The sequence below is a fragment of the Schaalia naturae genome (genome assembly GCF_042665795.1).
GTDB classification, from domain to species: domain Bacteria; phylum Actinomycetota; class Actinomycetes; order Actinomycetales; family Actinomycetaceae; genus Pauljensenia; species Pauljensenia naturae.
This window is the reverse complement of sequence record NZ_JBHTEF010000001.1, coordinates 980301-1003186: the sequence shown is the minus strand read 5'-3', so window position 1 is coordinate 1003186 and position 22886 is coordinate 980301. Positions and strand designations below refer to the sequence as shown.

Genomic DNA, 22886 nt, shown 5'->3' with positions numbered 1-22886 from the left:
CTTCGGCCCCGCGCGCGGGGCAAGATGCGTACGTTCACATCCCATGCTAGCCGCCCGGTAGCATGCGTTCGTGGGGGAGGGCGACGGGATGGACGAGGCCGCCCGCGACTGGCTGGACCAGCTGCGGGTGGAGCGCGGGGCGTCCGTCCACACGGTGTCCGGCTACCGGCGCGACATCGAGCGCTACCTCGCCGATCTGCGCGGTCGCGGCGTCACCGATCTCGACGCGGTCACCCCCGCCGACGTCGAACGCCATCTGGAGGATCTGCGCTCGGGGGCCTGCACCGGCCGCCCGCTGGCGCCGAGCTCGGTGACGCGGGCTCTCGCCGCGATCAGGGGCCTGCACCTCTTCGCCGTGCGCGAGGGCGCGGCCCGCGGGGATCCAGCGGCCCGCCTGTCGGCGCCGAGGACCGGGGAGCGCCTGCCGAAGGCGCTCTCGGTCGACGAGGTCACGCGCCTGCTCGACGCCGCGCATGGAGGCGACGATCCGATATCGCTGCGTGACGCCGCGCTGCTGGAGGTCCTCTACGGCACGGGCGCCCGGATCTCCGAGGCCGTGGGTCTCGCCGTGGACGACATCGACCTCGATGAGGAGTACCCGGTCGTGCGCCTCTTCGGAAAGGGGAGGAAGGAGCGGATCGTGCCCCTGGGAGCCTTCGCCCGCGACGCGCTGTCCGCCTACCTGGTGCGGTCCCGCCCGGCCCTGTCGGCGCGGGGGCGGGGCACGCCGGCGCTCTTCCTCAACACGCGGGGGCGCCCGCTGTCGCGCCAGTCCGCCTGGGAGGCGTTGCAGAGGGCGGCTCGGGCCGCCCACCTGGAGGCCCACATCTCGCCCCACACCCTGCGCCATTCCTTCGCCACGCACCTGCTGGAGGGCGGCGCCTCGATCCGCGACGTGCAGGAGCTGCTGGGCCACGCCTCGGTCCAGACCACCCAGATCTACACGAAGCTGTCGGCGACGACCCTGCGCGAGGTCTACCGCGGCGCCCATCCGAGGGCCACGGAACCCGCGGCCCGCCGCGCACGGCCCCCGGGTGGCGCGGGGCCGATGAACTAGGCTGGGGCCGTGAGCCATGACGAACAACCCGCGCTGGTGGCGGACCTGGGCGCGGTCGACGATTTCCCGGTCCCGGCTCCCCTTGCCGGGCACGGGCCCGCCCGGGTCATCGCCATGTGCAACCAGAAAGGCGGAGTCGGCAAGACCACCACGACGATCAACCTCGGAGCGGCGCTGGCCGAGTACGGACGGCGCGTCCTGATCGTCGACTTCGACCCGCAGGGCGCGGCCTCCGTGGGCCTGGGCGTCAACGCCCTGGAGATGGACCAGACGATCTACTCGCTGATCACCAGCCGGCATCCCGATGTGCTCGGAGCGATCGTGCGCACCCGGGTCCCCGACCTCGACATCGTTCCGGCCAACATCGACCTGTCGGCCGCCGAGGTCCAGCTGGTCAGCGAGGTGGGCCGCGAGTCCGTGCTCAAACGGGTCCTGCGCCCCGCGCTGGACGACTACGACGTCGTGCTCATCGACTGTCAGCCGTCGCTCGGCCTGCTCACGGTCAACGCCCTCACGGCGGCTCACGGGGTCATCGTGCCGGTGGAGGCCGAGTTCTTCGCGCTGCGCGGCGTGGCCCTGCTGGTGGAGACCATCGAGACCGTGCGCGACCGCATCAACCCCCAGCTCACGGTCGACGGGATCGTCGCAACGATGGTCGACCCCCGCACGCTGCACGCGCGCGAGGTCCTGGAACGCCTGGACGAGGCCTTCGGGGACCTCGTGTTCTCCACGCGCATCCACCGCACCGTCAAGTTCCCCGATGCCTCCGTCGCGACGGAGCCCATCACGACGTACGCGCCGACCCACCCGGGCGCCCAGGCCTACCGCCGGCTCGCGCGCGAGGTGATCGCACGTGGTGACGTCGCGTGACCAGGTCGTCGACCTCGACCCCGGGCAGGGGCGGATCGACCAGTTCCAGGTCAGCCTGGAGGTCTTCCAGGGGCCGTTCGACCTGCTCCTCCAGCTGATCTCCCGCAAGCGCCTGGACATCACCCAGGTGGCGCTGGCCGAGGTCACGGACGAGTTCATCGCCCACATGGCGGCCTTCCCGGACCTGTCGCGGACCACGGAGTTCCTCGTGGTGGCGGCGACCCTCCTGGACATGAAGGCGGCGCGGCTGCTGCCCCAGGAGGAGACCGACGAGGACGCGGGCCTGGAGGATCTCGAGGCCCGGGACCTCCTGTTCTCCCGGCTGCTGCAGTACCGCGCGTTCAAGGAGGCGGCCGCTGAGATCGCGCGCCGCATGGAGGCCTTCCGGGGGACCTGCCCGCGCGACGTCGAACTCGAACCCCATTTCGCGGCGCTCCTGCCCGAGCTCGTGTGGACGACGACGCCCGAGCAACTCGCGCGCTTGGCCGCTGAGGTCCTGTCCCAGGCGCAGCCGACCGTTCAGACGGCGCACCTGCTGGACCCGGCGGTGCCGGTCGCGGGGCAGGCCCGGCTGCTGGCCGCCCGCCTGCGCCAGCGGGGGAGCGCCACGTTCCACGAGCTGACGGCCGACGCGGGGACGACTGCCGTGGTCGTCTCCCGATTTCTGGCCCTTCTCGAGCTGTTCCGCCGCGGCCTCGTCGAGTTCTCCCAAGAGGAGGCGCTGGGCGAGCTGGCCGTCCAGTGGGTGGGAGGCGACGCGGAGGGGGATATCGAGGTCGACGAGTACGAGGGCGGTCCCGCCGGTGAGGAGTCGCAGGGATGAGCACGGAGGAACTGGAGGGCCTGTTCGCCCCGCTGGAGGCGGTCCTCATGGTCACCGACCGTCCGGTGCCCGCCCGGGAGCTGGCCGAGGCGCTGGGCGTCGACACGGAGCTCGTGGAGGAGGCGCTCGGAGCGCTGACCCGCGAGTACCGGGGGGAGCCCTCCGGCAGGGCCCGCGGCTTCGAGCTGCGTTCGGTGGCCGGCGGATGGCGCCTGTACTCGGCGCCTGCGTGGGCGGACGTCGTGGGGCGCTTCGTCGTCGGGTCCGACTCCTCGCGCCTGTCGCAGGCAGCGCTGGAGACCCTGGCCGTCGTCGCCTACCGCCAGCCCGTGACGAGGTCGCGTATCTCGCATGTGCGCGGGGTGAACGTCGACGCGGTGGTGCGTACCCTAGTCAACAGGGGGCTGATCGAGGAGGTCGGGGAGACCGAATCGGGCGCGCGCCTGTACGGGACCACCGTGGCGTTCCTCGAGCGCATGGGGTTCGACAGCCTGGACGACCTCGTGCCCCTGGCGCCGTACCTGCCCGCGAGCGATCAGCTTGACGACCTGGCCCACGACCTGGAGGAGACACTGTGAGGAACGACCCGTACGTGAGCGGCGGCATCCGGCTGCAGAAGGTGCTGTCGCAGGCGGGCATCGCCTCGCGCCGCGCCGCCGAGCAGATGATCCAGGACGGGCGGGTCGCCGTCGACGGGCAGGTCGTCACCGTTCTGGGGATGAGGGTCGACCCGGAGCGCCAGGCGATCCACGTCGACGGCGAGCGCGTCATCCTCGACGAGACGAAGCACGTGGTCCTGGCCGTCAACAAGCCCGTCGGCGTGGTGTCGACGATGAGCGACCCCGAGGGGCGCGAGTCCCTGACGGACCTCATCGGGGACTACCCCGAGCGCCTGTACCACGTCGGCCGCCTGGATATCGACACCTCGGGCCTGCTGCTGCTGACGAACGACGGGGAGCTGGCCAACCGGCTCACGCATCCGTCGTATGAGATCCCGAAGACCTATGTCGCTCGCGTCCACGGGGAGGTCAAGGGCGGGGTCCGCCGCCAGATGCTCTCCGGACTCGAGCTGGAGGACGGGCCCATCGCGGCGGACGCGTTCCGGGTGGTCGACACCTTCGGAGACATCACGACGGTGGAGATCACGGTCCACGAGGGCCGCAACCGGATCGTGCGCCGCATGATGGACGCCGTGGGCTTCCCGGTCCGGGAGCTCGTGCGCACCCAGTTCGGCCCGATCCACCTCGACCATCTCCAGCCCGGGACCACGCGCCGCGTCAAGGGCAACGCGCTGACGGCCCTGTACGGCGCCGTCGGGCTGTGAGCGCGAGCGTGCCCGCGCAGCCGCCCGGTCCCCGGGGCGGGCGTCCCGTCGCCACATCCGGTCCCGTTCTCATCATCGGCACGGGACTCCTCGGGACCTCCCTGGGGCTGGCCCTGAGCGGCGCGGGCGTCGACGTGTGGCTGTCCGACATCTCTCCGACGAGCCTCCAGCTCGCCGTCGACATGGGGGCCGGGCGGGCGTGCCCGGCGCCTTCCTCCCCCCGACGCGCGAGGGCGTCCCCGGCGGCCGTGAGGGCGCCGGCCCCAGCCTGGTCGTCGTGGCGACGCCGCCGGATGTGGCGGGGACCTGCGCCGCCGAGGCGCTGGCCGCCCACCCGGGGGCGGTGGTCACCGATGTCTCCTCGGTCAAGGAGGCGGTCGCCCGCGACGTCCTCGATGCGGCAGAGCGCTCGCACGATCCGTCGATGGCGGGCCGCTACGTCGGTTCCCACCCGATGGCGGGCCGCGAGCGGTCGGGCGCGGGCTCGGCGGACGCGGACCTGTTCTTCGGGCGACCCTGGGTCGTGGTGGCGCACCGCGGGTCGGACGCGCGCGCCGTCCTCGCCGTGCGCACCCTGGCCACGGACGTCGGCGCCGTCCCCCTGGACCTGGACGCCCGGGCCCACGACCAGTCGGTCGCGCTGGTCAGCCATGTGCCCCAGCTGGTGTCGAGCCTGCTGGCCGCCCGGCTGGCCGAGGCGCCGTCGGCGGCGCTGGCGCTGGCCGGGCAGGGGCTGCGCGACATGACGCGGATCGCCGCCTCGGATCCGCGCCTCTGGACCGCGATCATCGGGGGGAACGCCGGGCCGGTGTCCGACGTGCTCCACGCGCTGCGCGCCGACCTGGACGGGTTGGTCGCCGCCCTCGACCGCGCCCGCGAGCAGGGACCCCTGCTCGGCGGGTCCGCGGGGGCAGTCAACCATGTGATGGCGGAGGGCAACCGCGGGGTGGCGCGGATCCCGGGCAAGCACGGTGGCGCACCGCAGCGCTTCGCCGAGGTCGAGGTCCTGGTGCCCGACCGGGCGGGCGAGCTCGGCCGGCTCTTCGGAGAGCTCGGCGAGATCGGCGTGAACATCGAGGACCTCATCCTGGACCACTCGGCGGGCCAGCGCGTGGGCGTCGCCCGTGTGATGGTGGATCCGCTGCGCGCCCGGGACGCGGAGATCGAGCTGGAACGGCGCGGATGGCGGATCATCGCCCACGCCACCCGGGAGGAGGGGCAGTGATGGGCGGGACGGATCGGCGGACGCGTATCGGCCGGGTCGGCGTGACGATCGCCATCGACGGGCCGGCCGGGTCGGGGAAGTCGACGGTGTCGCGGAGGATCGCCACGGAGCTCGGCATCGGCTATCTGGACACCGGGGCGATGTACCGGGCGCTGACCTGGTACGCCCTGGATCGGGGGATCGACCTCGCGGATCAGGCGGCTGTCGTGGCCGCTGCGGGGCGGATGCCCCTGACGATGGACTCCGATCCGCAGGACCCCCACTACTTCGTCGGGGACACGGAGGTCACGGGCGCCATCCGGGAACCCCGCATCACCGAATCGGTTGCGGCCGTGTCCACGAACCTCGGCGTGCGCCGGTGGATGGCGGGGGAGCAGCGCCGGAGAATGCTGGAGGCCCGGGACCGAGGCTCGGGCATGGTGGCCGAGGGCCGGGACATCACGACCGTCGTGTGTCCCGACGCGGACGTGCGGATTCTGCTGGTCGCGGACTCGGAGGCGCGCCTCGCGCGACGCGCCCTGGAACTGTACGGGGACACGGCTCCCGAGCATCTGGAGGCCACCCGGCGCCAGGTCCAGGGGCGTGACGCCGCGGACTCGACGGTCTCGGAGTTCCTCACGCCCGCTCCCGGCGTGTCGGTGGTGGACTCCTCCGGCCTGTCCGTCGAGCAGGTCGTCGACGCGGTGCTCGCACTGGTCGACGATGATCTGGCGCGCAGGGGCGCCCTCGTCGATGAACGGTGAGCGGGACCCGGGCGACGCCTTCGTCGAGGGGCCGGACGGGCAGCGCTACTGGGGACGTTTCGGCGCCGCCGGGCTGCTCGCATGGGATCCCGCGCGGGGCGTGCTCATGCAGCACCGAGCGGTGTGGAGCCACTTCGGGGGGACCTGGGGCCTGCCCGGGGGCGCGCGCCATGAGGGCGAGTCCGCGGTGGACGCCGCGCTGCGCGAGGCGGGCGAGGAGGCGGGGGTGCCCGAGGGCGCGGTGCGTCCCCGATGGGTGAGCGTCCTGGACCGGGGCGTGTGGACCTACACGACCGTCGTGGCCGATGTCGTCGTCCCCTTCGAACCGGTGATCAGCGACGAGGAGAGCCTGGAGCTGAGGTGGGTCCCGGCGGGGGACGTCGCCGGGCTCCCGCTCCATCCCGGGTTCGCGCAGTCATGGCCGGAACTGCGCGCGCGGCTGTGAGGCTCCCGGACCGGGCGGCTCCCAGGAGGCTCCGCCGGGGCGGGTCCGCGGCCAGAGGGTGTAGCTGAGGGTCCACAGGGTGTCGGCCCCGAGGATGATCGCGAGGACGCGGAAGGAGCCGGTGAGCGTGGCGACCTGGTCGGGGTCGGGCGCGATCGAGATCAGCGCCCACAGCAGACCCGCCGCGATCGCGACGGCGAGGAAGGTCAGAGGGAGCCCCTTCCAACACTCGATCGCGTACTCCCGTCCATAGAGCCGCCTGGGCGCCGGCCCTCCGGCGAAGCGGTGGGCGAAGCGCGCATCGGCCCAGGCGACCATCCGCCGGCCGTAGGCGACGGAGAACCCGAGATAGACGGCGGCCAGGGAGTGCGCCGTGCCGGCCTGGCCGCCCGAGCGCAGGTCGAGGGCCGTGGCGACGAGCAGGACGAGGTCCACCACGGGGGTGAGCGCCAGGAGCGCGGTCCCCAGGCGCCTGCGGCCCAGAGGATAGCGGGCGATCAGGCCTGCCGCGATGAGGATCCAGAACGCCGCCTCGCAGCCGGCAATGAGGGCGTAGACCATGGATGGGTATCCTCCCGATGAGACGGAACGGACTAATACGATCGTATTAGACTGTGGAGGAGACGATCATGCCACACCGTGACGGCGCCGGGCAACGACGTGCGCGGCTCGCGCGCGCCGTGTGGTCCGTGATGTCCGAACGGGGGCTGAGCGCCGTGTCCATGCGCAGCGTCGCCGCCGCGGCGGGCGTCTCCGTCGGGTCCCTCCAGCACACGTTCCCCACCCGTGAGGACCTGCTGGTCTACTCGGCCGATCTCATGGTCCAACGCGTGCGGGCGCGCATCGCGGACGAGAGCCTGGACGGGGAACCGGTCGAGGTCGCGCTTCGGCTTCTGGCGCACCTGCTTCCGTTGACGCCCGACAGCCGGGTGGAGATGGACGTGAACGTGGCCCTCGTCGCGGAGAGCCGGGCGTTGCCGCGCCTGGCCGCCATCCGCGACGAGGCCCATCGCTCGATCGCCCAGGGATGCCGGAGGATCGTCGCCCTGCTCGCGCCGGAGCTCGGGGAGGAGGAGGCCGGTCGGCGGGCGGCGCGCCTTCACGCCCTCGTCGACGGGATCGCGCTGCACCTGCTCCACGCCCCGCCCGAGAGCGATCACGCGTGGGCTCGTGAGATGCTGGGGCAGGAGCTGGCCGACCTGGCGTCCTCCCGGCCGGCGGAGTGAGTGGCCGGCGGCGCGATGTGATCGGCGCGACCAGCGGCGATTCGCGTCGGCAGCCGACCGTGGTCTACCATGGTCAGGTCGCGGTGAGGCGGCATCGGGCTGTGGCGCAGTTTGGTAGCGCACTTGACTGGGGGTCAAGGGGTCGTGGGTTCAAATCCCGCCAGCCCGACCATTGTGATGTCTCAGGACATCCCGGACAGCCGGACCTACGAATTCGTAGGTCCGGCTTTCTGTTTTCCGGGTGTGGGGCCGGGTGGGCGTCCGGTGCCTTGGTAGTCCTTGGTGGGGTCGAGGACGAGTTCGCGCAGGAGTTCGCCGGTGGTAGCGTCGATAATGCGGATGTCGAGGTCCTGGACGAGCAGCAGGACGTAGGTTCCGGCGTAGGTTCTGCCGACTCCGATGTGGTGCAGGCGTCCGTCGTGTCGCAGGGTGACGGTGCCGGCTTTGTCGATGCGGTCTTGGCGTACTCGTTCGTGGCTCGTGGGGCTAGAGCCGGGGGTGACTTTCGGGCGGGCGGTGTAGATCGTGGCCGGGGTCGCCCGGTGTGGCAGGGACCGGTGCGGGCGGCGGTGGTTGTACTCCTCGACGAAGGCGTCGAGCTGCGCTTGCAGCTGGGTGATCGTGGTCGGCTGGACGGGCTGAGCGGTCAGCCACTTCTTCATCGTGGCCTGGAAGCGTTCGACCTTGCCCTGGGTGGTGGGGTGGTGGGGTTTGCCGTTCTTCTGGGTGATGCCGCGGCGGGCGAGCTCCTTCTCCAGGGCGGTCTTGCCGCCTTGGCGGCCGATGCCGGCCAGGCGGACGGTGTAGACCATGCCGTTGTCGGTGAGCGTGGATGCGGGGTATCCGTGCTGGTCGGCGGCCTGTAGGAACGTCTTGTGGACGATGGTGGCGGTGATCCGGTGGTGAGCGCTGATGCGCAGGGCGTAGCGGGAGTGGTCTCGAGCCAGGTGATGATCTCGGTGTCGGGGCCGGGGCGTGCATCGGGGCGGGTCAGGCGGTAGTGGGTGAAGTCGGACTGCCAGCACTCGTTCGGCATGGACGCTTCGAACCGGGTGTAGGAGGACTTGGGTCGTTTCTTCGGCTCGGGGACCACGGCGCCGTGGCGAGACAGGATGCGGTGGATCGTCGCGCGTGACAGGCGGGTCTGGTGGTGGTGTTCCACGTGCCAGGCGATGGTCTCGGCGCCGGCGTCCAGGCCGGCGTCGGACAGCTGTTTGCGCAGGGTCAGGACCTGCTCGACGACCGCGGCCGGAATCGCGGCCGGGCGCCTGTGAGGGGCGCGGGAGCGAGGCTCGAACGCCGCCTGGCCCTCGGTCTTGTAGCGGGCGAGGAGCTCGTAGACCCAGGAGCGGGCCATCCCGTACTCGGCGGCGACCTGAACCACAGGACGATGTTCGACGACGACGGTGATGACCAGGCGGGCCTTGGACGATCGCATGGCCGCACCCCACCACCGCACCCGTTATCCGGGATGACCCAAGACAGCGTGTCCGGGATGTCGTGAGACACCTGTCCGGGATGTGCTGAGACTGGACACCGCCAGCCCGACCAATACCGTCTTATTCAAACCTTTGGACTGAGTAAGACGATTTTGGGAGTGAGAACAGCTCCCCGCACCACCGCGGGGAGCCGTTCTTTTTGTTGGTACATCGCCGGTGCTGGCGAGACGGTGGTGTGTCTGCCACTCGTGGAAGACTTCGTTGATCTCCGTGCGCTCGCTCGTGAGGCGAAGGCCGTCCTCGGTAACGAGGACGTTGAGCTTCTTGAAGAACGCGCCGAGAAGGTTGCGTCGGGTGCTGTCGGGCAGGCAGTTTACGCGGCTTCTCAAGCAGGTCGACTGAGGCGTAGACGCGGTCGACGCCGCGCTGGATGCGGGCGCCGGTGCGTGCGAGTTTCTCGGCTACGGCGCCCTTCTGCAGGGTGACGGCTTCGAGGCGTTCGCGGAGCTTGTTGCTGGGGAGCTTGCCATCGGCGGCGAGATCGGTGGGGTCTGCTGCAGGTTTGGTTGACTCTGAGATTGCATGGCTTTCGGGCCGTGCGGGAGGGTGTTGATCTGGCCTGGAAGGTTCAGTGATGAGTTCAAGGCCGATGCGGTGGGTCTGGTGGAGTCGGGGATCGCTCAGAAGCAGGTGTGCGAGGATTTGGGGATCTCGAAGTCTGCTCTTCAGGCCTGGATCCGCAAGGCCCGTTCTGCCGCTGTGGGTCTGCCGACGTCAGGGGATGCGGAAACGATGAAAGCGTCTGCGCAGGCGTTGAAACGGATCCGTGAGTTGGAGATGGAAAACGAGGTACTGCGTCGCGCGGCAGCGTATCTATCGCAGGCGAATCTGCGTCTCCCAAAATGATGGACCCGCTCGTCCACGAGCTGGCTGAGGCTGGTGCCCGCTTGCGGGTGCCGGTCGCGGTGGAGTGCCGGGTGCTGGGCATCACGAAGCAGGGCTACTACCAGTGGCTGTCCGCGGGTGTCTGCCAGAGGGACTGGGATGACGCTCACTTAGCTAACGCTGCGTTTGATGTGCATGCGGATGATCCGGAGTTCGGGTACCGGCTGATCGCCGACGAACTCGAACACGACGGCTACCGCGCCTCGGAGCGGCGGATCTGGCGAGTCTGCAGTGCCAACGGGATCCGCTCGGTCATCGCCGGCAAAGGCAAGCGAAAGGGATCGTGGGGGCCACCGACCGCCACCGACAAAGTCCGGCGTGATTTCACCGCTGACGAGGCGAACCAGCTCTGGTTGACCGATATTACTGAGCATTGGACCAATTGAGGGCAAGATCTACCTGTGTGCGGTCAAGGACAGGGCCCCTGCGCAACGATTCTTGCGGAGGGCGTCTCCAACCGGATCGTGGGCTACTCCATCGACTCCAGGATGAAAGCCAGACTGGCCGTCCAGGCCCTCGAAGACGCGATCAACCGGCGAGCCCCGCAGCCCGGTCTGGTTGTCCATAGCGACCGGGGCAGTCAGTTCCGAGCACGAAAGTTCCGTCGAGTTCTCGCCGCTCACGGGCTGGTGCAGTCGATGGGAGCGGTCGGCACCTGCGCGGACAACGCCGCCATGGAGTCCTTCTTCAACCTGGTTCACACCAACGTCCTCGACCGCAAGAAATGGGTCACCAGGCAGGAACTGCGCCTCGCGCTCGTCCGCTGGATCAACGGCACCTACAACAGGCGCCGACGGCAAAGAGCCCTCGGCAAGCTCACCCACTCGAATACGCGATAACCTACCAACCAGCAGTACAAGCAGCATTCAGTGTTGCGAGGAATTGAAACTCGACCAGTCAATGGGCAGGGCCGGTGTGTGTTGGGATAATGCGATGATCGAGTCCCAGTGGTCGATCCTGAAAGCCGAGTTCTACGACCGCCACGAGTGGCACACGACGGCGGAGGCGATCCGCGGGGCCGAGGAATGGATCTACGGATTCTCTCCCGCACGCGGGAGGTACCCCCAATGTGAAGCGGTTGAACTCCTCGATCGGCTACCAGACACCCGTCGAGTTCGAAGCCCAACAAGACGCCGCAGCCCTCCAAGCCGCGGCAGCCTGAACAAACCCAACCGTCCGAAACACCTGGGCAACCTCAGCTCGTCGTCGGTCAGCACCAGTTCCGCCTTCGGCCGTCCTGTCTTCGCCACACACAACAGTGTACTTATCCTGCGAATTTACGGCGCGGGACACTAGCCAGGCTTTTAATCGTCGAGTCGCTGGTATTCCTATTCCTGCAAATTGCGGATTATGAGAGAATGGAAGGTAGATCGCAGCGTCCCGGTCGAGCCGTCCGGCTCCCGCCTGCGACAGCCATACCCGCCCGAGCGGCGCGGCACCCTAGCAGTGTCGGAGGCCGCCGGTACCGTAGGACACGGTACTACGAGCACAACTTAAGACGCGCCCTCGGCGCGGAGGAGAACAACCCGATGAAGCGACACAGAGAGCCAACGCACCCGGCACACGACGTGCCATCGAGGACGGTGAGGTGGTAGTGGCCCTCAAGAAGTCAGACCTGTACAGCTCCCTCTGGAGCAGTGCTGACGAGCTTCGCGGCTCGATGGACGCCAGCCAGTACAAGGACTACGTCCTGACGTTGCTCTTCGTGAAGTACGTCTCGGACAAAGCTAAGGCTGACCCCTACGCCCTGATCGAGGTGCCCGAGGATGGCTCCTTCGACTACTTGATCACGCTCAAGGGCAAGCCGGACGTTGGTGAGAAGGTTAACGTCGCCATCCGCAAACTGGCGGAGGCAAACAGCCTGCAAGGCGTCATCAACAACGCCGACTTCGATGACCCGACCAAACTTGGGTCTGGTAAGGATCTCCAGGACCGCGTCTCGAACCTGATTGGTATCTTCCAAGACATCGACTTCACTGGTTCGCGGGCCGAGGGCGATGACCTGCTCGGGGACGCCTACGAGTACCTGATGCGGCACTTCGCCACGCAGTCAGGCAAGAGCAAGGGGCAGTTCTACACGCCTGCCGAGGTTTCTCGCGTGATGGCTCAACTGCTGCAGATCCCGGCTGGCACACCGAAATCGACGACCGTTTACGACCCGACCTGCGGCTCGGGCTCGCTGCTCATCAAGGTAGCCGATGCGGCACCGAACGGCCTGACCATCTACGGACAGGAGAACGATAACGCCACTTGGGCTCTGGCCCGTATGAACATGATCCTTCACGGCAATGAGACCCACGAAATTGTGCAGGGCAACACGCTGGCCGATCCGAAGTTCCGCGAAGGTGACAAGCTTGCCACCTTCGACTATCTGGTCGCTAACCCGCCGTTCTCGCACAAGACGTGGAAGAATGGTTTTGAGAAGGACTATGGTCGCTTCGACGGCTTCGCGACACCACCGGACAAGAATGGTGACTATGCGTTCCTGCTCCACATGGTCAAGTCGCTCAAGTCGACCGGACGTGGCGCGGTCATCATGCCGCACGGTGTGCTTTTCCGTGGAAATTCTGAGGCGCAGATCCGCAAAGAGCTGATCAGGCGCGGCTACATCAAGGCCATCATCGGGCTGCCGGCGAACCTCTTCTATGGCACCGGTATCCCGGCCTGCATCCTGGTTCTCGACAAGAAGGACGCCGCCAACCGCGCGGGCATCTTCATGATCGACGCATCCAAAGGGTTCGAGAAGGATGGCCCGAAGAATCGCCTCCGCCCGCGCGATATGCGAAAGATCATCGATGCCTTCACTCACCAGGCCGACATCGACGGCTTCTCTCGCTTCGTACCGAACAGCGAAATCGAGGACACGAAGAACGACTACAACCTCAACATTCCCCGCTATATCGATTCGTCTGAGCCGGAAGACATCCAGGATCTACGAGCCCACCTGCAGGGCGGCATCACGAACCGAGACCTCGATGACCTGCAGCTCTACTGGGACGCTTTCCCTGGCCTGCGCGAGGAGTTGTTCTCGCCTCTGCGCGATGGATACTCGGAGCTGAAGATCAGCAAGGCTGACATCGAGTCGACAGTGCTCGGCTTCAGCCAGTACGTAGTGATCAGTTCTGAAACAACGGATCTCGTCAAGTCGTGGTGGCAAGCGAATCGCGCGGCACTTGAAGGGATCGAGGGATCGACCCGGCCGAACGACCTGTCATCTGATCTTGGCGAGTCGCTCCTGGAGAGCTTCCGCCCGCATCGGTTACTCGACGAGTACGCCATCTACGAGCAGCTGATGAGTTACTGGAACTCCTCAATGCACGACGATGTCGCCCTGATCGTCGGCGAAGGCTGGGATGCCGCGGCCAAGCCTCGTGCTGCCCGCACCTGGAAAGACAAGAACAACAAGACCAAGTACGAAGACGCTCATCTCACCTTCGGCACCGGAGCCAAGGCCAAGCGCTGGGTCATGGACCTTATTCCGCCGACCTACATCATCGGGCGGTTCTTCGCCGATGAGCAAGCTCAACTTGACCAATTGGCCATCGAACTCGAAGCAGCGACGCAGGCGATCGAGGAGTACACGGAGGAGCACGCTGTCGAGGAGGGGCTGCTCTGGGAGGCTGTCGAGGACGACAAGATCACCGCGACCACGGTCAAGAAGCGGCTCCGTGCCGCGAAGGCCGAGGGGGTCGACCCCGACGAGGCTGAAGCGCTGAATCACATCATGAGTCTGTTCGCGGCAGAAAGTGTTGCGAAGAAAGCGGTCAAGGAAGCGAAAACCCATCTCGAGGAGCAGGTGCTGGCTCAATACGGAAAGCTCACCACCGACGACATCAAGGAGCTCGTCATTGACGACAAGTGGGGCGCCACAATCGAGGCGGGCATCGAGAGCGAACTGGTGACAGCGGTGCAGAAGTTCACTGCGCGCTTGCGTGTGCTCGCCGAACGATACGAAACCACGGTCGGGCAACTCGAAGCCGAGATCGAGGCGTTGAGCGCGAAGGTTGAGGGGCACCTTGCCGCGATGGGGGTTTCGGTATGACCAGCTGGCCAATCGTCACTGTTGCAGACATTGCAGCGCGATCAAAAAACGCAATGGCCACGGGGCCGTTCGGATCCTCGATTGCCTCGCGCTTCTTTCGGCCTTTTGGCGTGCCGATCGTGAGAGGTAGCAACCTCAGCACTGACCCAGAGATTCGCTTTAGAGATGCGGATCTGGTCTTCTTGGATGCAGAGAAAGCTATAGAGTTTTCCCGGTCCATAGCGAAGCAAGGCGATTTAATCTTCAGCTGTTGGGGAACGATTAACCAAGTTGGGCTGCTAGACGGAACTTCGGCGTACCGCGAGTACGTCATATCCAACAAGCAGATGAAGTTGACTCCTGACCGGAACATCGTTCTTCCGGAGTTTTTGTACTACCTGTTCTCAGGCCCAGAAATGCAACGCGAGATTCTCGGAGGCGCGGTCGGGACGGGAGTGCCGGGTTTTAACCTTACGCGTCTGAAGTCTCTAAAGCTCCGTTTGCCGCCTATGGATGAACAGCGTGATATTGCAGACGCTCTCTCATCGGGGGATCGGCTTGTCGCAGGTCTCGTGAATTTGATTTCCAAAAAGCGGAAGATCAAGCAAGGCTTGATGCAGGAATTGCTGACTGGCCGCATGCGGTTGCCTGGCTTCTCCCGACAGTGGCAAACCGCGACGTTTGGTGACGTGGTACGTATCCAGCGTGGTTCTATGCTCACGCGTGCTGAGGCAGGGGTCGGAAGAGTTCCGGTAATTGCAGGCGGAAAAACTCCCGCAGGGTATACAGATCGCCCAAATCGCATTGGACGAACGATCACCATCAGCGCTTCAGGTGCCTCGGCCGGGTACGTAGCTATACATGATGGCCCTATCTTTGCATCCGATTGCTCTACCATTAGCGGCTCGAGGGCGTTTGATCTCGACTTTATCTACTACAGCCTCCTACTTCGGCAGGACGTTATTTACCAAGCTCAGACCGGTGGGGCCCAACCGCATATCCACGCGAGAGACATCTATCCAATTGAAGTTAGGATGCCGGCGACCGTTGATGAACAGAAGGCCATCTCTCGAGTGCTTCGCGACGCCGACGAAGAGATCACCGCCCTGGAGCGTCGCCTTGAGTCTGCTCGGGCTATCAAGCAGGGCATGATGCAGGAGCTGCTGACTGGGCGCACGCGTCTCACCGAGGAGGTCGCAGCATGAGCACGGTAGGTCAGCTTGAACGTAAGACGCAGAACCGTGTCGTGGCTCTCTTCCGTGACCGGCTCGGGTACGACTACGGCGGTAACCGCGAGGACCTTGATAACCGCAATATCGATGAAGCTTTACTGGTCCAGAACCTGAGGGCTCGCGGCTACGACGAGCTGATCCGTCGCACAGTTTCGCAGCTCCTGACCGCCGCCTCTCTGGCGGACGGACAGAAGCTTTACGACTCGAACCGTAAGTTCTATGAGTTGCTTCGCTACGGCGTCAAGGTGAAGCGCGACGTCGGCGAGACCACCGAGACGGTATGGCCGATAAACTGGCAGAATCCGCAGGCGAATCATTTCGTGGTGGCCGAGGAGGTCACCATCAGGGGCGAACACACCAAGCGCCCGGATATCGTGCTCTACGTCAACGGCATTGCGCTGGGCGTGATCGAGCTGAAGCGTTCGTGGGTCAGTGTCAGCGAGGGCATCCGCCAGAACATCGGCAACCAGAAGCAGCACTTTGTGCGGCCGTTCTTTACGACTGTCCAGTTGCTGTTTGCTGGCAATGACGTCGAGGGCTTGCGCTATGGCGTGATCGATACGCCCGAAAAGTACTGGCTCGAGTGGAAGGAGTCCGGCGAGGAGCCGAACCCGCTCGACCGTTCTCTGCTTCAGATGTGCTCCAAAGACCGGTTCCTGGAGATCATCCACGATTTCATCGTCTTCGACTCGGGTGTCAAGAAGACGGCCCGACACAACCAGTTCTTCGGGGTCAAGGCGGCTCAAGAGCGAGTCCGCAGCCGCGAGGGCGGCATCATCTGGCACACGCAGGGCTCAGGCAAGAGCCTGACGATGGTCTGGCTGGCGAAGTGGATTCGTGAACACCAGACCGATGCCCGCGTGCTGATCGTTACCGACCGCACCGAACTCGATGAGCAGATCGAGAAGGTCTTCGGCGGTGTCAACGAGTCGATCTATCGTACGACTTCGGGAGCCGATCTGGTCGGCATACTCAACCAGAGCCAACCGTGGCTGCTCTGTTCACTCGTCCACAAGTTCCGCTCCGGCGACCACGCCGACGACACGGACGACACCGACAGCGACGAGTTCATCAAGGAGCTGGGCTCCCGCATCCCGGCCGGCTTCAAGGCCAAGGGAAATCTGTTCGTCTTCGTCGACGAGGCGCACCGGACCCAGAGCGGCAAACTGCACAAGGCCATGACTGCCCTGCTGCCAGACGCGATGTTCATCGGCTTCACCGGCACGCCGCTGCTCAAGGCAGACAAGTTGACGAGCATCGAGACTTTCGGCTCATTCATCCACACTTACAAGTTCGATGAAGCTGTGCGTGACGGCGTGGTGCTCGACCTGCGCTACACGGCTCGCAACATCGACCAGGCCTTGATCGGCCCGGAGCAGGTTGACAAGTGGTTCGACATCAAGACAAAGGGACTGACTGACCTCAGCAAGGCACGCCTCAAGAAAAAGTGGGGCACCATGCAAAAGGTCGTGTCGGCTCGATCACGCGCCGCCATGATCGTGCAAGACATCCTGATGGACTTCGAGCGTGAGCCTCGCCTGCTGTCCGGACGCGGCAACGCGATGCTGGTGAGCGAGAGCGTCTACCAGGCCTGCAAGTTCTACGAGATGTTCGTCCAGGCGGGCTTCAAGGACAAGGTCGCCATCGTGTCGAGCTACGTCCCGACCGCTACCTCGATCTCGAAAGAGGATGCGGGTGCGGGCGACAATGAAGAGCTGATCAAGTACGACATCTACCGCCAGATGCTGGCGGACTACTTCCACGAGTCGGCAGACCAGGCGGTACAGCGAATCGAGGAGTTCGAGAAGGACGTCAAGCGTCGCTTCATCGAAGAACCCGGCCAGATGCGGCTGCTGATCGTGGTCGACAAGCTTCTGACCGGCTTCGACGCCCCGAGCGCCACCTACCTCTACATCGACAAGAAGATGAGGGATCACGGCCTGTTCCAGGCCATCTGCCGCGTCAACCGTCTCGATGGTGACGACAAGACCTACGGCTACGTCATCGACTACCGCGACTTATTCAAGTCGCTGGATCAAGCCATCTCGGACTACACCTCGGGTGCCCTCGACGGCTACGCCAAGGAAGACATCGAAGGGCTTCTCAAGGATCGCACCGAGCAGGATCGGCAGGATCTGGACGAGGCACTGGAGCGAGTTCGCGCCCTCTGCGAACCCGTGGCCCCACCGAAGGGAACGCTGGAGTACCAGCACTACTTCGTCTCGCCCGAGCCGGGCGATGCGGAGCAGATCAAACTCAACGAACCGAAGCGTGTCGAGCTGTACAAGTCGGTCGCTTCGCTGGTTCGAGCCTACGGCACCCTGGCCAACGACATGGAGTCGGCTGGATACACGGCTACCGAAGCGGCCTCCATCAAGAGCGAGGTCGCCCACTACGTTGCCGTCCGCAATGAGGTCGAGCGTGGCGCTGGCGAGAACATCGACATGAAACAGTTCGAGGCAGGCATGCGTTCGCTGCTCGATACCTACATCCTGGCCGAGCCATCCGAGACGGTAGCAACTCTGGATCAGGGCTTGGTGCAGTTGATCGTCGAACGCGGTGCCGGTGCCATCGACACCCTGCCGGAGGGCATCCGCAAGAATCCCGAGGCGGTGGCTGAAACCATCATCAACAACGTCCGTAAGACCATCGTCGACGAGCGGGCGCTGAACCCGAAGTACTACGACCGGATGTCTTCACTGCTCGACACCATCATCGAGCGTCGTCGTGAGGAAGCCGAGGCCTACGCCGACTTCCTCAACGACCTCCTCTCCCTGACCGCTCAAGTCGGAAAGAAGGAGGCAGATGCTGCCTACCCTGCTTGGGCATCAACTCCAGCTCGTCGGGCACTGGTCGACTTCGTCTGGCCGAGCGACGTCGTCATCGATCTTGAGTACCTGAGCGACGTCATCCAGAACAACAAAGAACACGGGTGGGCAGGTAACCCGATAAAGGAGCGTGCCCTGGCTCGCACGCTTCGCCGCGAACTGCCGGACGGCTTCGACGCGGAACGGTTGGAGGCACTCGTCAAGCTTCTGAAGGAGCACGATGAGTACCGCTAGCGCCTACCTCACCGTCGCCGGCCTCGGGATTGATGTCGTCTACAAGGACATCAAGAACCTGCACATCTCAGTCTATCCGCCCGTCGGACGAGTTCGTGTGGCGGCACCCGCCACGACTGACGAGGACACTATCAGGCTGGCAATCGTGCAGAGATTGCCGTGGATTAAGCGGCAGCGTGAGCAACTGCAGAAGGCAGATCGCCAAACCAAGCGCGAGATGCAATCCGGCGAAACTCACTACGTCTGGGGTCAGCGATATCGGCTCGACGTTTCGCGCACTTCCGGCAACTTCCGTGTGGAGACCAAGGGGCAGACGCTCTGGGTTGTGACACCTGCCGATGCGGACGGTGACGCGAAGCGAGCCGCCCTAGACCGTTGGTACCGCCGAGAGATCAAGGCCGCCTTGCCTCCTCTGCTCGCCAAGTGGCAACCGGTCGTGGGAGTCGAAGCCGACAAGATCGTTGTGAGACGGATGAAGACCAAGTGGGGCACCTGTGTGCCCCACTCTCGCACGATCTGGATCAATCCGGAGTTAGCCAAGAAGAACCCCCGCTGCCTGGAGTACATCGTCGTGCACGAGCTAACGCATCTGCACGAACGCAGCCACAACCGGCGCTTCACCGATCTGATGGATCAGTTCCTGCCGGACTGGCGTGCGCGCCGCGATGAGCTGAACGGGGCTCCGCTTGCTGACGAGGACTGGGGTGCGGAGGATACGGCATGAGCCGCGGCGCCCAACCTTCGGACGCTGGAAGTCCATGGAGCCTCATCCCACTCACCCCTGAGTATCTCGAGGCTGAGCACAGTGGCTACGTCTTGGCGCTTGAGGCTGCGCTTGAAGACGATGAGATCCGTAACATCGCGTTGTCCGGCAACTACGGCGTTGGCAAGAGCAGCATTCTGCGTGAACTCGGGAGGCGACTCGATGGGCGTGTTGTCGAGCTTTCGCTGTCGACTCTCGCCCCGATTGAAGCGTCCAAGCTAGACGAGTCGGTGCCGCTGCAGGCAACGACTCCGACGAACCGTATCCAGCAGGAGATCGTCAAGCAGCTGCTTTACCGGGAGGATCCGAGCAAGACGCCTGCGTCCAGATTTCGTCGAATCGAGCGCTTCCGGTGGCTGAGAGAGTTCGGCACGGCTGCACTGCTCGGTCTGGCCGTTGCCGTCATCTTCTTGCTGACTGGCTGGACTGCGCAGATTGCCGCGACCTTCACGGCGCTGAACGACCTCGGAGTCTGGACGCACCTGATCGTTTGGGTCGTGGCGGCTGCCGCAGTATTGCTGGTGCGGTGGTTGTTCTACGGGAAGATCCGCATCAAGCAGCTGTCCGCCGGCGCAGCGACTGTCACCCTCGATGACAACTCTGTGTCGTACTTCGACCAGTACCTCGACGAGATCGTCTACTTCTTCGACGTGTCGGATCGTGACGTCGTGATATTCGAGGACATCGACCGCTTTAACGACTCACACATCTTCGAGACGCTTCGCGCGCTCAATACACTGCTCAACGCCTCGCCTCAGATCGAGCAACCGATCCGCTTCATCTACGCGATCAAGGACAGCATCTTCGACCGAATCGGGCTGGAGGCGGAAGGCCGCAAGCTCGAGACAGGCGTACTGGCAATCGAGGATCCGGCGCAAGCCGAGGCGGTCCGCGCGAACCGCACCAAGTTCTTTGATCTCGTGATTCCGGTGGTGCCGTTCATCACACACCGCAGTGCACGGAACCTGGCGACTCGTTTGCTGGGCGAGATCAAGCACAAGGTAGAGCTGGAACTGCTCGATCTGGCTGCGCAGTACGTCCCTGATATGCGGCTGCTGAAGAACGTCCGCAACGAGTTCATCGTCTTTCGCGATCGAATCTTCTCAGGCGACGGTGAGCAACTCGACCTGAGCGAGACTGACCTGTTCGCGATGATGCTCTACAAAAGCACGCACCTCACGGACTTCGAGGCGATCCGACTCGGCAAGAGCAATCTGGACACGCTCTACAAGCTCAGTCGCGAGCTGGTAACCGAGAACATCAAGCGGATCGAGGGCGAGCGGCGTGCGCTGCGTCAGCGGCTTGCGCGTAAGAGCGGTGCAGAGTCGCGCAGCTCTCACCTTGGGGGCTTGCTGGCAGCGCACATTGAACGGACGGCAGCCTCGGCAGCAGTGCTAGGAAGCCGACGTCGGAACGGTTTAACGTCCTCGGTTGATGGCTCCGCGAAGTCGGACGCGGATCTCCGAAGTGTGGAGTTCTGGGCCGCTTTCGTTGCGGCGGATGGTGACCCAGAACTCCGTCAGCAGATGTCGTCTGGCAACGTACTAACGTTCTCGCGATCCAGCCTTGTCGGCGCGCTTGGTGATCCATTGGATGCTGACAGCTGGAGCGATGCAGATCGGGATCCGCTGAATGAACAACTCAACGAGAAGTTCGAGGACATCAAGTTCCTGCGCGGTGCGGACATGGGAGATCTGATCAAGCGCCCAGAGTTTCTTGTCATGTTCAAGGAACTCGACACGCCTGCGAGCGAAGGTACGCTCGCGACCTACAAGGAGACGGCGCAGTCGCTTGAGTACGTCGCCAAGGCACTGCTCAAGCCCGGCTTGGCCTACCAGCTCGTTCGGGCCGGACACATCAACCGCAACTTCACGCTGTATACCTCGACGTTCCACGGTGACCGGGTCAGTCCTGCAGCGACGAACTTCATCATCCACCACGTCGAGCGAGACCTGATGGATACGCACTTTGAACTTGGCCCGAAGGACGTCGATGCCGTCGTCCGGGAGCGTGGCAAGAGCGCGCTGAAAGAGCCCGCGCTCTACAACATCGCGATCCTCGACCGTCTCCTTGTAACCGACGTTGATGCAGCCGACATCATGATTCGCTCGCTGGTTGTCCTGGGAGAGAGCCAGACGCAGTTCCTGCAGGCGTACCTGACAGCCGGTGAGCAACGCGCACAACTCGTCCAGCGGTTTGTGACGATGTCGCCGAGAACGCTTATCTACCTCGTGAACCAAGCGGAGCTGGACGAAGCTTCGCAGCTAGAACTAGTGGACGTTGCACTGGGGAGTCTGGCGTCGCCAGCGCAACGCACGGACGCACGGGTCATCGACTATCTGCGAACGCACTACGCGGAGTTTTCCGTCCTCACGAACGACGGGACGTCCGCCCGGGCCGAGCAAGTTGGAGCGCTCTTCGCCGAGGCGAGCATCATATTGCCTAGCCTGACGCCGCTCTCGGCAAGCGCCCGTCCGTCGTTCATCTCGCGCAGTTTGTACGACATCACGCATGAGAACTTGACCCTCGCTATTGGCAATGAGGGGACCGTGGCGCTCGACGTCATTCGAGCCGCGGACAAGACAGTCTATGACTACGTGATCGAACATGTGGGCGCGTATCTGGATGCGGTTGAGGGCTCCTCGGCGACGGTCGACACGCGTAAGCAGTTCGTCGCTGTGCTTGAGGATCTACTCGAGCAAGGAGCGCCTCGTTTGGGCGACGTGGTTGAGCGTGCTGCGCCAGGATGTCAGGTCGTCGATCTTGGTGCCATCTCCGAGGGAGCGTGGCCGGCATTGGCTTTGCATCAGCGATTCCCCGCAACGCTGAACAATGTGAGCCGATACGTTGCCGCTCTTGGGATCGATGCGCAGCTTGCTCCGCTGTTGGCTGAAGCAGGCACGATCACCGAGGTAGCGGCGGCCGAAGAGGACGAGAAGACCACGTTGGCGATCACGATTCTTGCGGCACGGGAGCAACTGCCAGCCGCAACACTGCGCGCGGACCTTGTTGCGAGCTTGGAGCTGAGTAGCTACCTCGATGTTGAGGAGATTGCTGCCGAGACGGGCGACCTGTTCGCGTTGCTGCTCAAGCACGACATCATCTCCGATGCTGCCGAGTCATACGAGCACCTTGCTGCGACTGATTGGCCAACGCGCAGGGCGTTCATCCTCGAGTCAAAAAAGTTCGGAAGCTACATGACGCCGGAGCTGGTGCAGCCGGATCTGGCGGTGCTCCTTGCCGACAATGAGATCGATGACGCGATTAAGCGGGTGGTCGTCGAGCAATCGGCTGCATACGCCGAGGTCGCTGGACAACGAGGGCTGAATGAGCTGGCGCGCCTCGCTGTGCAGTATGGCCACACCATCCCATCTGCTGTCGTGCAGAAGATGGCGCGCGGCGGTGCTTCTGCGCAGTACGTAGTGCCTCTCCTCACACCTCATCTTGACACCCTCCCGCGCGCAGACCTCTTCGCGATCCTGCAGGCTCTAGGTGGCGACTATTCGAAGCTGACCACCGTGGGACGCACCGCCCTACACGTCGCGAACACCCCTGCAGACCGAGCGCTCCTTGAGAGCTTGAAACAGCATGGGACTGTCAGCTCGTATGACATGAGCGTGTCGGCCATAAAGGTGAACAGGAGGCACAAGTGAAGGAAGAGATGCGCTTCGGGAGAGCGGAGACGAGAGTCGCGAACGCCGGGAACATACG

The 22886-nt window shown here is 64.7% G+C and carries 16 protein-coding genes, 1 tRNA gene and 3 pseudogenes; 17 read left to right on the top strand and 3 right to left on the bottom strand.

Translation table 11 applies throughout. The features are described from left to right. Window positions 1–88: 88 nt before the first annotated feature. From ACFQWG_RS04405 to ACFQWG_RS04370, 8 genes are all read left to right on the top strand, one after another. Window positions 89–1057 (top strand): site-specific tyrosine recombinase XerD, encoded by a 969-nt coding sequence (locus tag ACFQWG_RS04405; RefSeq protein ID WP_380976220.1) that lies wholly within the window; start codon window positions 89–91, stop codon window positions 1055–1057. Window positions 1058–1066: 9 nt separating this feature from the next. Beyond that, on the top strand, window positions 1067–1927 hold the full coding sequence (locus ACFQWG_RS04400; RefSeq protein WP_380972481.1) for a ParA family protein: 861 nt from the start codon (window positions 1067–1069) through the stop codon (window positions 1925–1927). Further along, window positions 1911–2750, top strand: coding sequence for a segregation and condensation protein A (locus ACFQWG_RS04395; protein ID WP_380972479.1), 840 nt, complete (start codon window positions 1911–1913; stop codon window positions 2748–2750). The genes ACFQWG_RS04400 and ACFQWG_RS04395 overlap by 17 nt, the downstream gene beginning before the upstream one ends. Continuing rightward, the gene (gene scpB, locus ACFQWG_RS04390) at window positions 2747–3328 is read left to right on the top strand and encodes an SMC-Scp complex subunit ScpB (protein ID WP_380972476.1); all 582 of its coding nucleotides are present in this window, start codon (window positions 2747–2749) and stop codon (window positions 3326–3328) included. Before ACFQWG_RS04395 ends, scpB begins: the two co-directional genes overlap by 4 nt. Next, on the top strand, window positions 3325–4074 hold the full coding sequence (locus ACFQWG_RS04385; protein ID WP_291500853.1) for a pseudouridine synthase: 750 nt from the start codon (window positions 3325–3327) through the stop codon (window positions 4072–4074). The genes scpB and ACFQWG_RS04385 overlap by 4 nt, the downstream gene beginning before the upstream one ends. A gap of 199 nt (window positions 4075–4273) precedes the next feature. Further along, window positions 4274–5299, top strand: a complete 1026-nt coding sequence (locus ACFQWG_RS04380; RefSeq protein ID WP_380972473.1) for a prephenate dehydrogenase — start codon at window positions 4274–4276, stop codon at window positions 5297–5299. Beyond that, complete coding sequence (gene cmk, locus ACFQWG_RS04375) at window positions 5299–6042, top strand: (d)CMP kinase (protein ID WP_380972470.1); 744 nt, start codon at window positions 5299–5301, stop codon at window positions 6040–6042. The genes ACFQWG_RS04380 and cmk overlap by 1 nt, the downstream gene beginning before the upstream one ends. Beyond that, a complete protein-coding gene (locus ACFQWG_RS04370; protein ID WP_380972467.1) occupies window positions 6032–6487 on the top strand; it encodes an NUDIX domain-containing protein in 456 nt (151 codons plus the stop codon). The genes cmk and ACFQWG_RS04370 overlap by 11 nt, the downstream gene beginning before the upstream one ends. On the opposite strand, the gene ACFQWG_RS04365 is transcribed toward ACFQWG_RS04370, so the two are convergent. Further along, on the bottom strand, window positions 6458–7048 hold the full coding sequence (locus ACFQWG_RS04365) for a hypothetical protein (protein WP_380972465.1): 591 nt from the start codon (window positions 7046–7048) through the stop codon (window positions 6458–6460). The two genes, ACFQWG_RS04370 and ACFQWG_RS04365, sit on opposite strands and share 30 nt — an antisense overlap. 68 nt (window positions 7049–7116) lie before the next feature. Between ACFQWG_RS04365 and ACFQWG_RS04360 the strand changes: the two genes are divergently transcribed. Together ACFQWG_RS04360 and ACFQWG_RS04355 are read left to right on the top strand one after the other, a co-directional pair. Then, entirely contained in the window at window positions 7117–7713 is a 597-nt protein-coding gene (locus ACFQWG_RS04360; protein WP_380972463.1) for a TetR/AcrR family transcriptional regulator, read from the top strand. Between the two features lie 95 nt (window positions 7714–7808). Beyond that, window positions 7809–7885 (top strand) — tRNA-Pro (locus tag ACFQWG_RS04355). A gap of 34 nt (window positions 7886–7919) precedes the next feature. Here ACFQWG_RS04355 and ACFQWG_RS04350 read toward each other — a convergent pair. Together ACFQWG_RS04350 and ACFQWG_RS04345 are read right to left on the bottom strand one after the other, a co-directional pair. After that, a complete protein-coding gene (locus ACFQWG_RS04350; protein ID WP_380972461.1) occupies window positions 7920–8525 on the bottom strand; it encodes an integrase core domain-containing protein in 606 nt (201 codons plus the stop codon). Between the two features lie 308 nt (window positions 8526–8833). Continuing rightward, window positions 8834–9151 (bottom strand): annotated as a pseudogene (locus tag ACFQWG_RS04345) (helix-turn-helix domain-containing protein); the annotation flags it as partial. 583 nt (window positions 9152–9734) lie between these two features. On the opposite strand from ACFQWG_RS04345, the pseudogene ACFQWG_RS04340 reads away from it, so the two are divergent. The 7 genes and pseudogenes from ACFQWG_RS04340 to ACFQWG_RS04310 all read left to right on the top strand — a co-directional run bounded on the left by ACFQWG_RS04340 (window position 9735) and on the right by ACFQWG_RS04310 (window position 22828). Further along, window positions 9735–10936 (top strand): annotated as a pseudogene (locus tag ACFQWG_RS04340) (IS3 family transposase). Next, window positions 10902–11259: pseudogene (locus ACFQWG_RS04335) on the top strand (integrase core domain-containing protein); the annotation flags it as partial. The pseudogenes ACFQWG_RS04340 and ACFQWG_RS04335, both read left to right, overlap by 35 nt. A 432-nt stretch (window positions 11260–11691) precedes the next feature. Then, on the top strand, window positions 11692–14139 hold the full coding sequence (locus tag ACFQWG_RS04330; RefSeq protein WP_380972458.1) for an N-6 DNA methylase: 2448 nt from the start codon (window positions 11692–11694) through the stop codon (window positions 14137–14139). Then, complete coding sequence (locus ACFQWG_RS04325) at window positions 14136–15323, top strand: restriction endonuclease subunit S (protein ID WP_380972456.1); 1188 nt, start codon at window positions 14136–14138, stop codon at window positions 15321–15323. The genes ACFQWG_RS04330 and ACFQWG_RS04325 overlap by 4 nt, the downstream gene beginning before the upstream one ends. After that, window positions 15320–18412: a type I restriction endonuclease subunit R gene (locus ACFQWG_RS04320; protein WP_380972454.1), complete on the top strand. Its 3093-nt coding sequence runs from the start codon at window positions 15320–15322 to the stop codon at window positions 18410–18412. Before ACFQWG_RS04325 ends, ACFQWG_RS04320 begins: the two co-directional genes overlap by 4 nt. Continuing rightward, on the top strand, window positions 18399–19136 hold the full coding sequence (locus tag ACFQWG_RS04315) for a M48 family metallopeptidase (RefSeq protein WP_380972452.1): 738 nt from the start codon (window positions 18399–18401) through the stop codon (window positions 19134–19136). Before ACFQWG_RS04320 ends, ACFQWG_RS04315 begins: the two co-directional genes overlap by 14 nt. Next, window positions 19133–22828: a YobI family P-loop NTPase gene (locus ACFQWG_RS04310; protein ID WP_380972450.1), complete on the top strand. Its 3696-nt coding sequence runs from the start codon at window positions 19133–19135 to the stop codon at window positions 22826–22828. Before ACFQWG_RS04315 ends, ACFQWG_RS04310 begins: the two co-directional genes overlap by 4 nt. Window positions 22829–22886 lie beyond the last annotated feature (58 nt).

Coding starts and splice junctions, on each gene's coding strand:
- ACFQWG_RS04405 (WP_380976220.1), top strand. CDS start 89: ATGGACGAGGCCGCCCGCGACTGGCTGGACCAGCTGCGGGTGGAGCGC.
- scpB (WP_380972476.1), top strand. CDS start 2,747: ATGAGCACGGAGGAACTGGAGGGCCTGTTCGCCCCGCTGGAGGCGGTC.
- cmk (WP_380972470.1), top strand. CDS start 5,299: ATGGGCGGGACGGATCGGCGGACGCGTATCGGCCGGGTCGGCGTGACG.
- ACFQWG_RS04370 (WP_380972467.1), top strand. CDS start 6,032: ATGAACGGTGAGCGGGACCCGGGCGACGCCTTCGTCGAGGGGCCGGAC.
- ACFQWG_RS04365 (WP_380972465.1), bottom strand. CDS start 7,048: ATGGTCTACGCCCTCATTGCCGGCTGCGAGGCGGCGTTCTGGATCCTC.
- ACFQWG_RS04360 (WP_380972463.1), top strand. CDS start 7,117: ATGCCACACCGTGACGGCGCCGGGCAACGACGTGCGCGGCTCGCGCGC.
- ACFQWG_RS04350 (WP_380972461.1), bottom strand. CDS start 8,525: ATGGTCTACACCGTCCGCCTGGCCGGCATCGGCCGCCAAGGCGGCAAG.
- ACFQWG_RS04325 (WP_380972456.1), top strand. CDS start 14,136: ATGACCAGCTGGCCAATCGTCACTGTTGCAGACATTGCAGCGCGATCA.
- ACFQWG_RS04320 (WP_380972454.1), top strand. CDS start 15,320: ATGAGCACGGTAGGTCAGCTTGAACGTAAGACGCAGAACCGTGTCGTG.
- ACFQWG_RS04315 (WP_380972452.1), top strand. CDS start 18,399: ATGAGTACCGCTAGCGCCTACCTCACCGTCGCCGGCCTCGGGATTGAT.
- ACFQWG_RS04310 (WP_380972450.1), top strand. CDS start 19,133: ATGAGCCGCGGCGCCCAACCTTCGGACGCTGGAAGTCCATGGAGCCTC.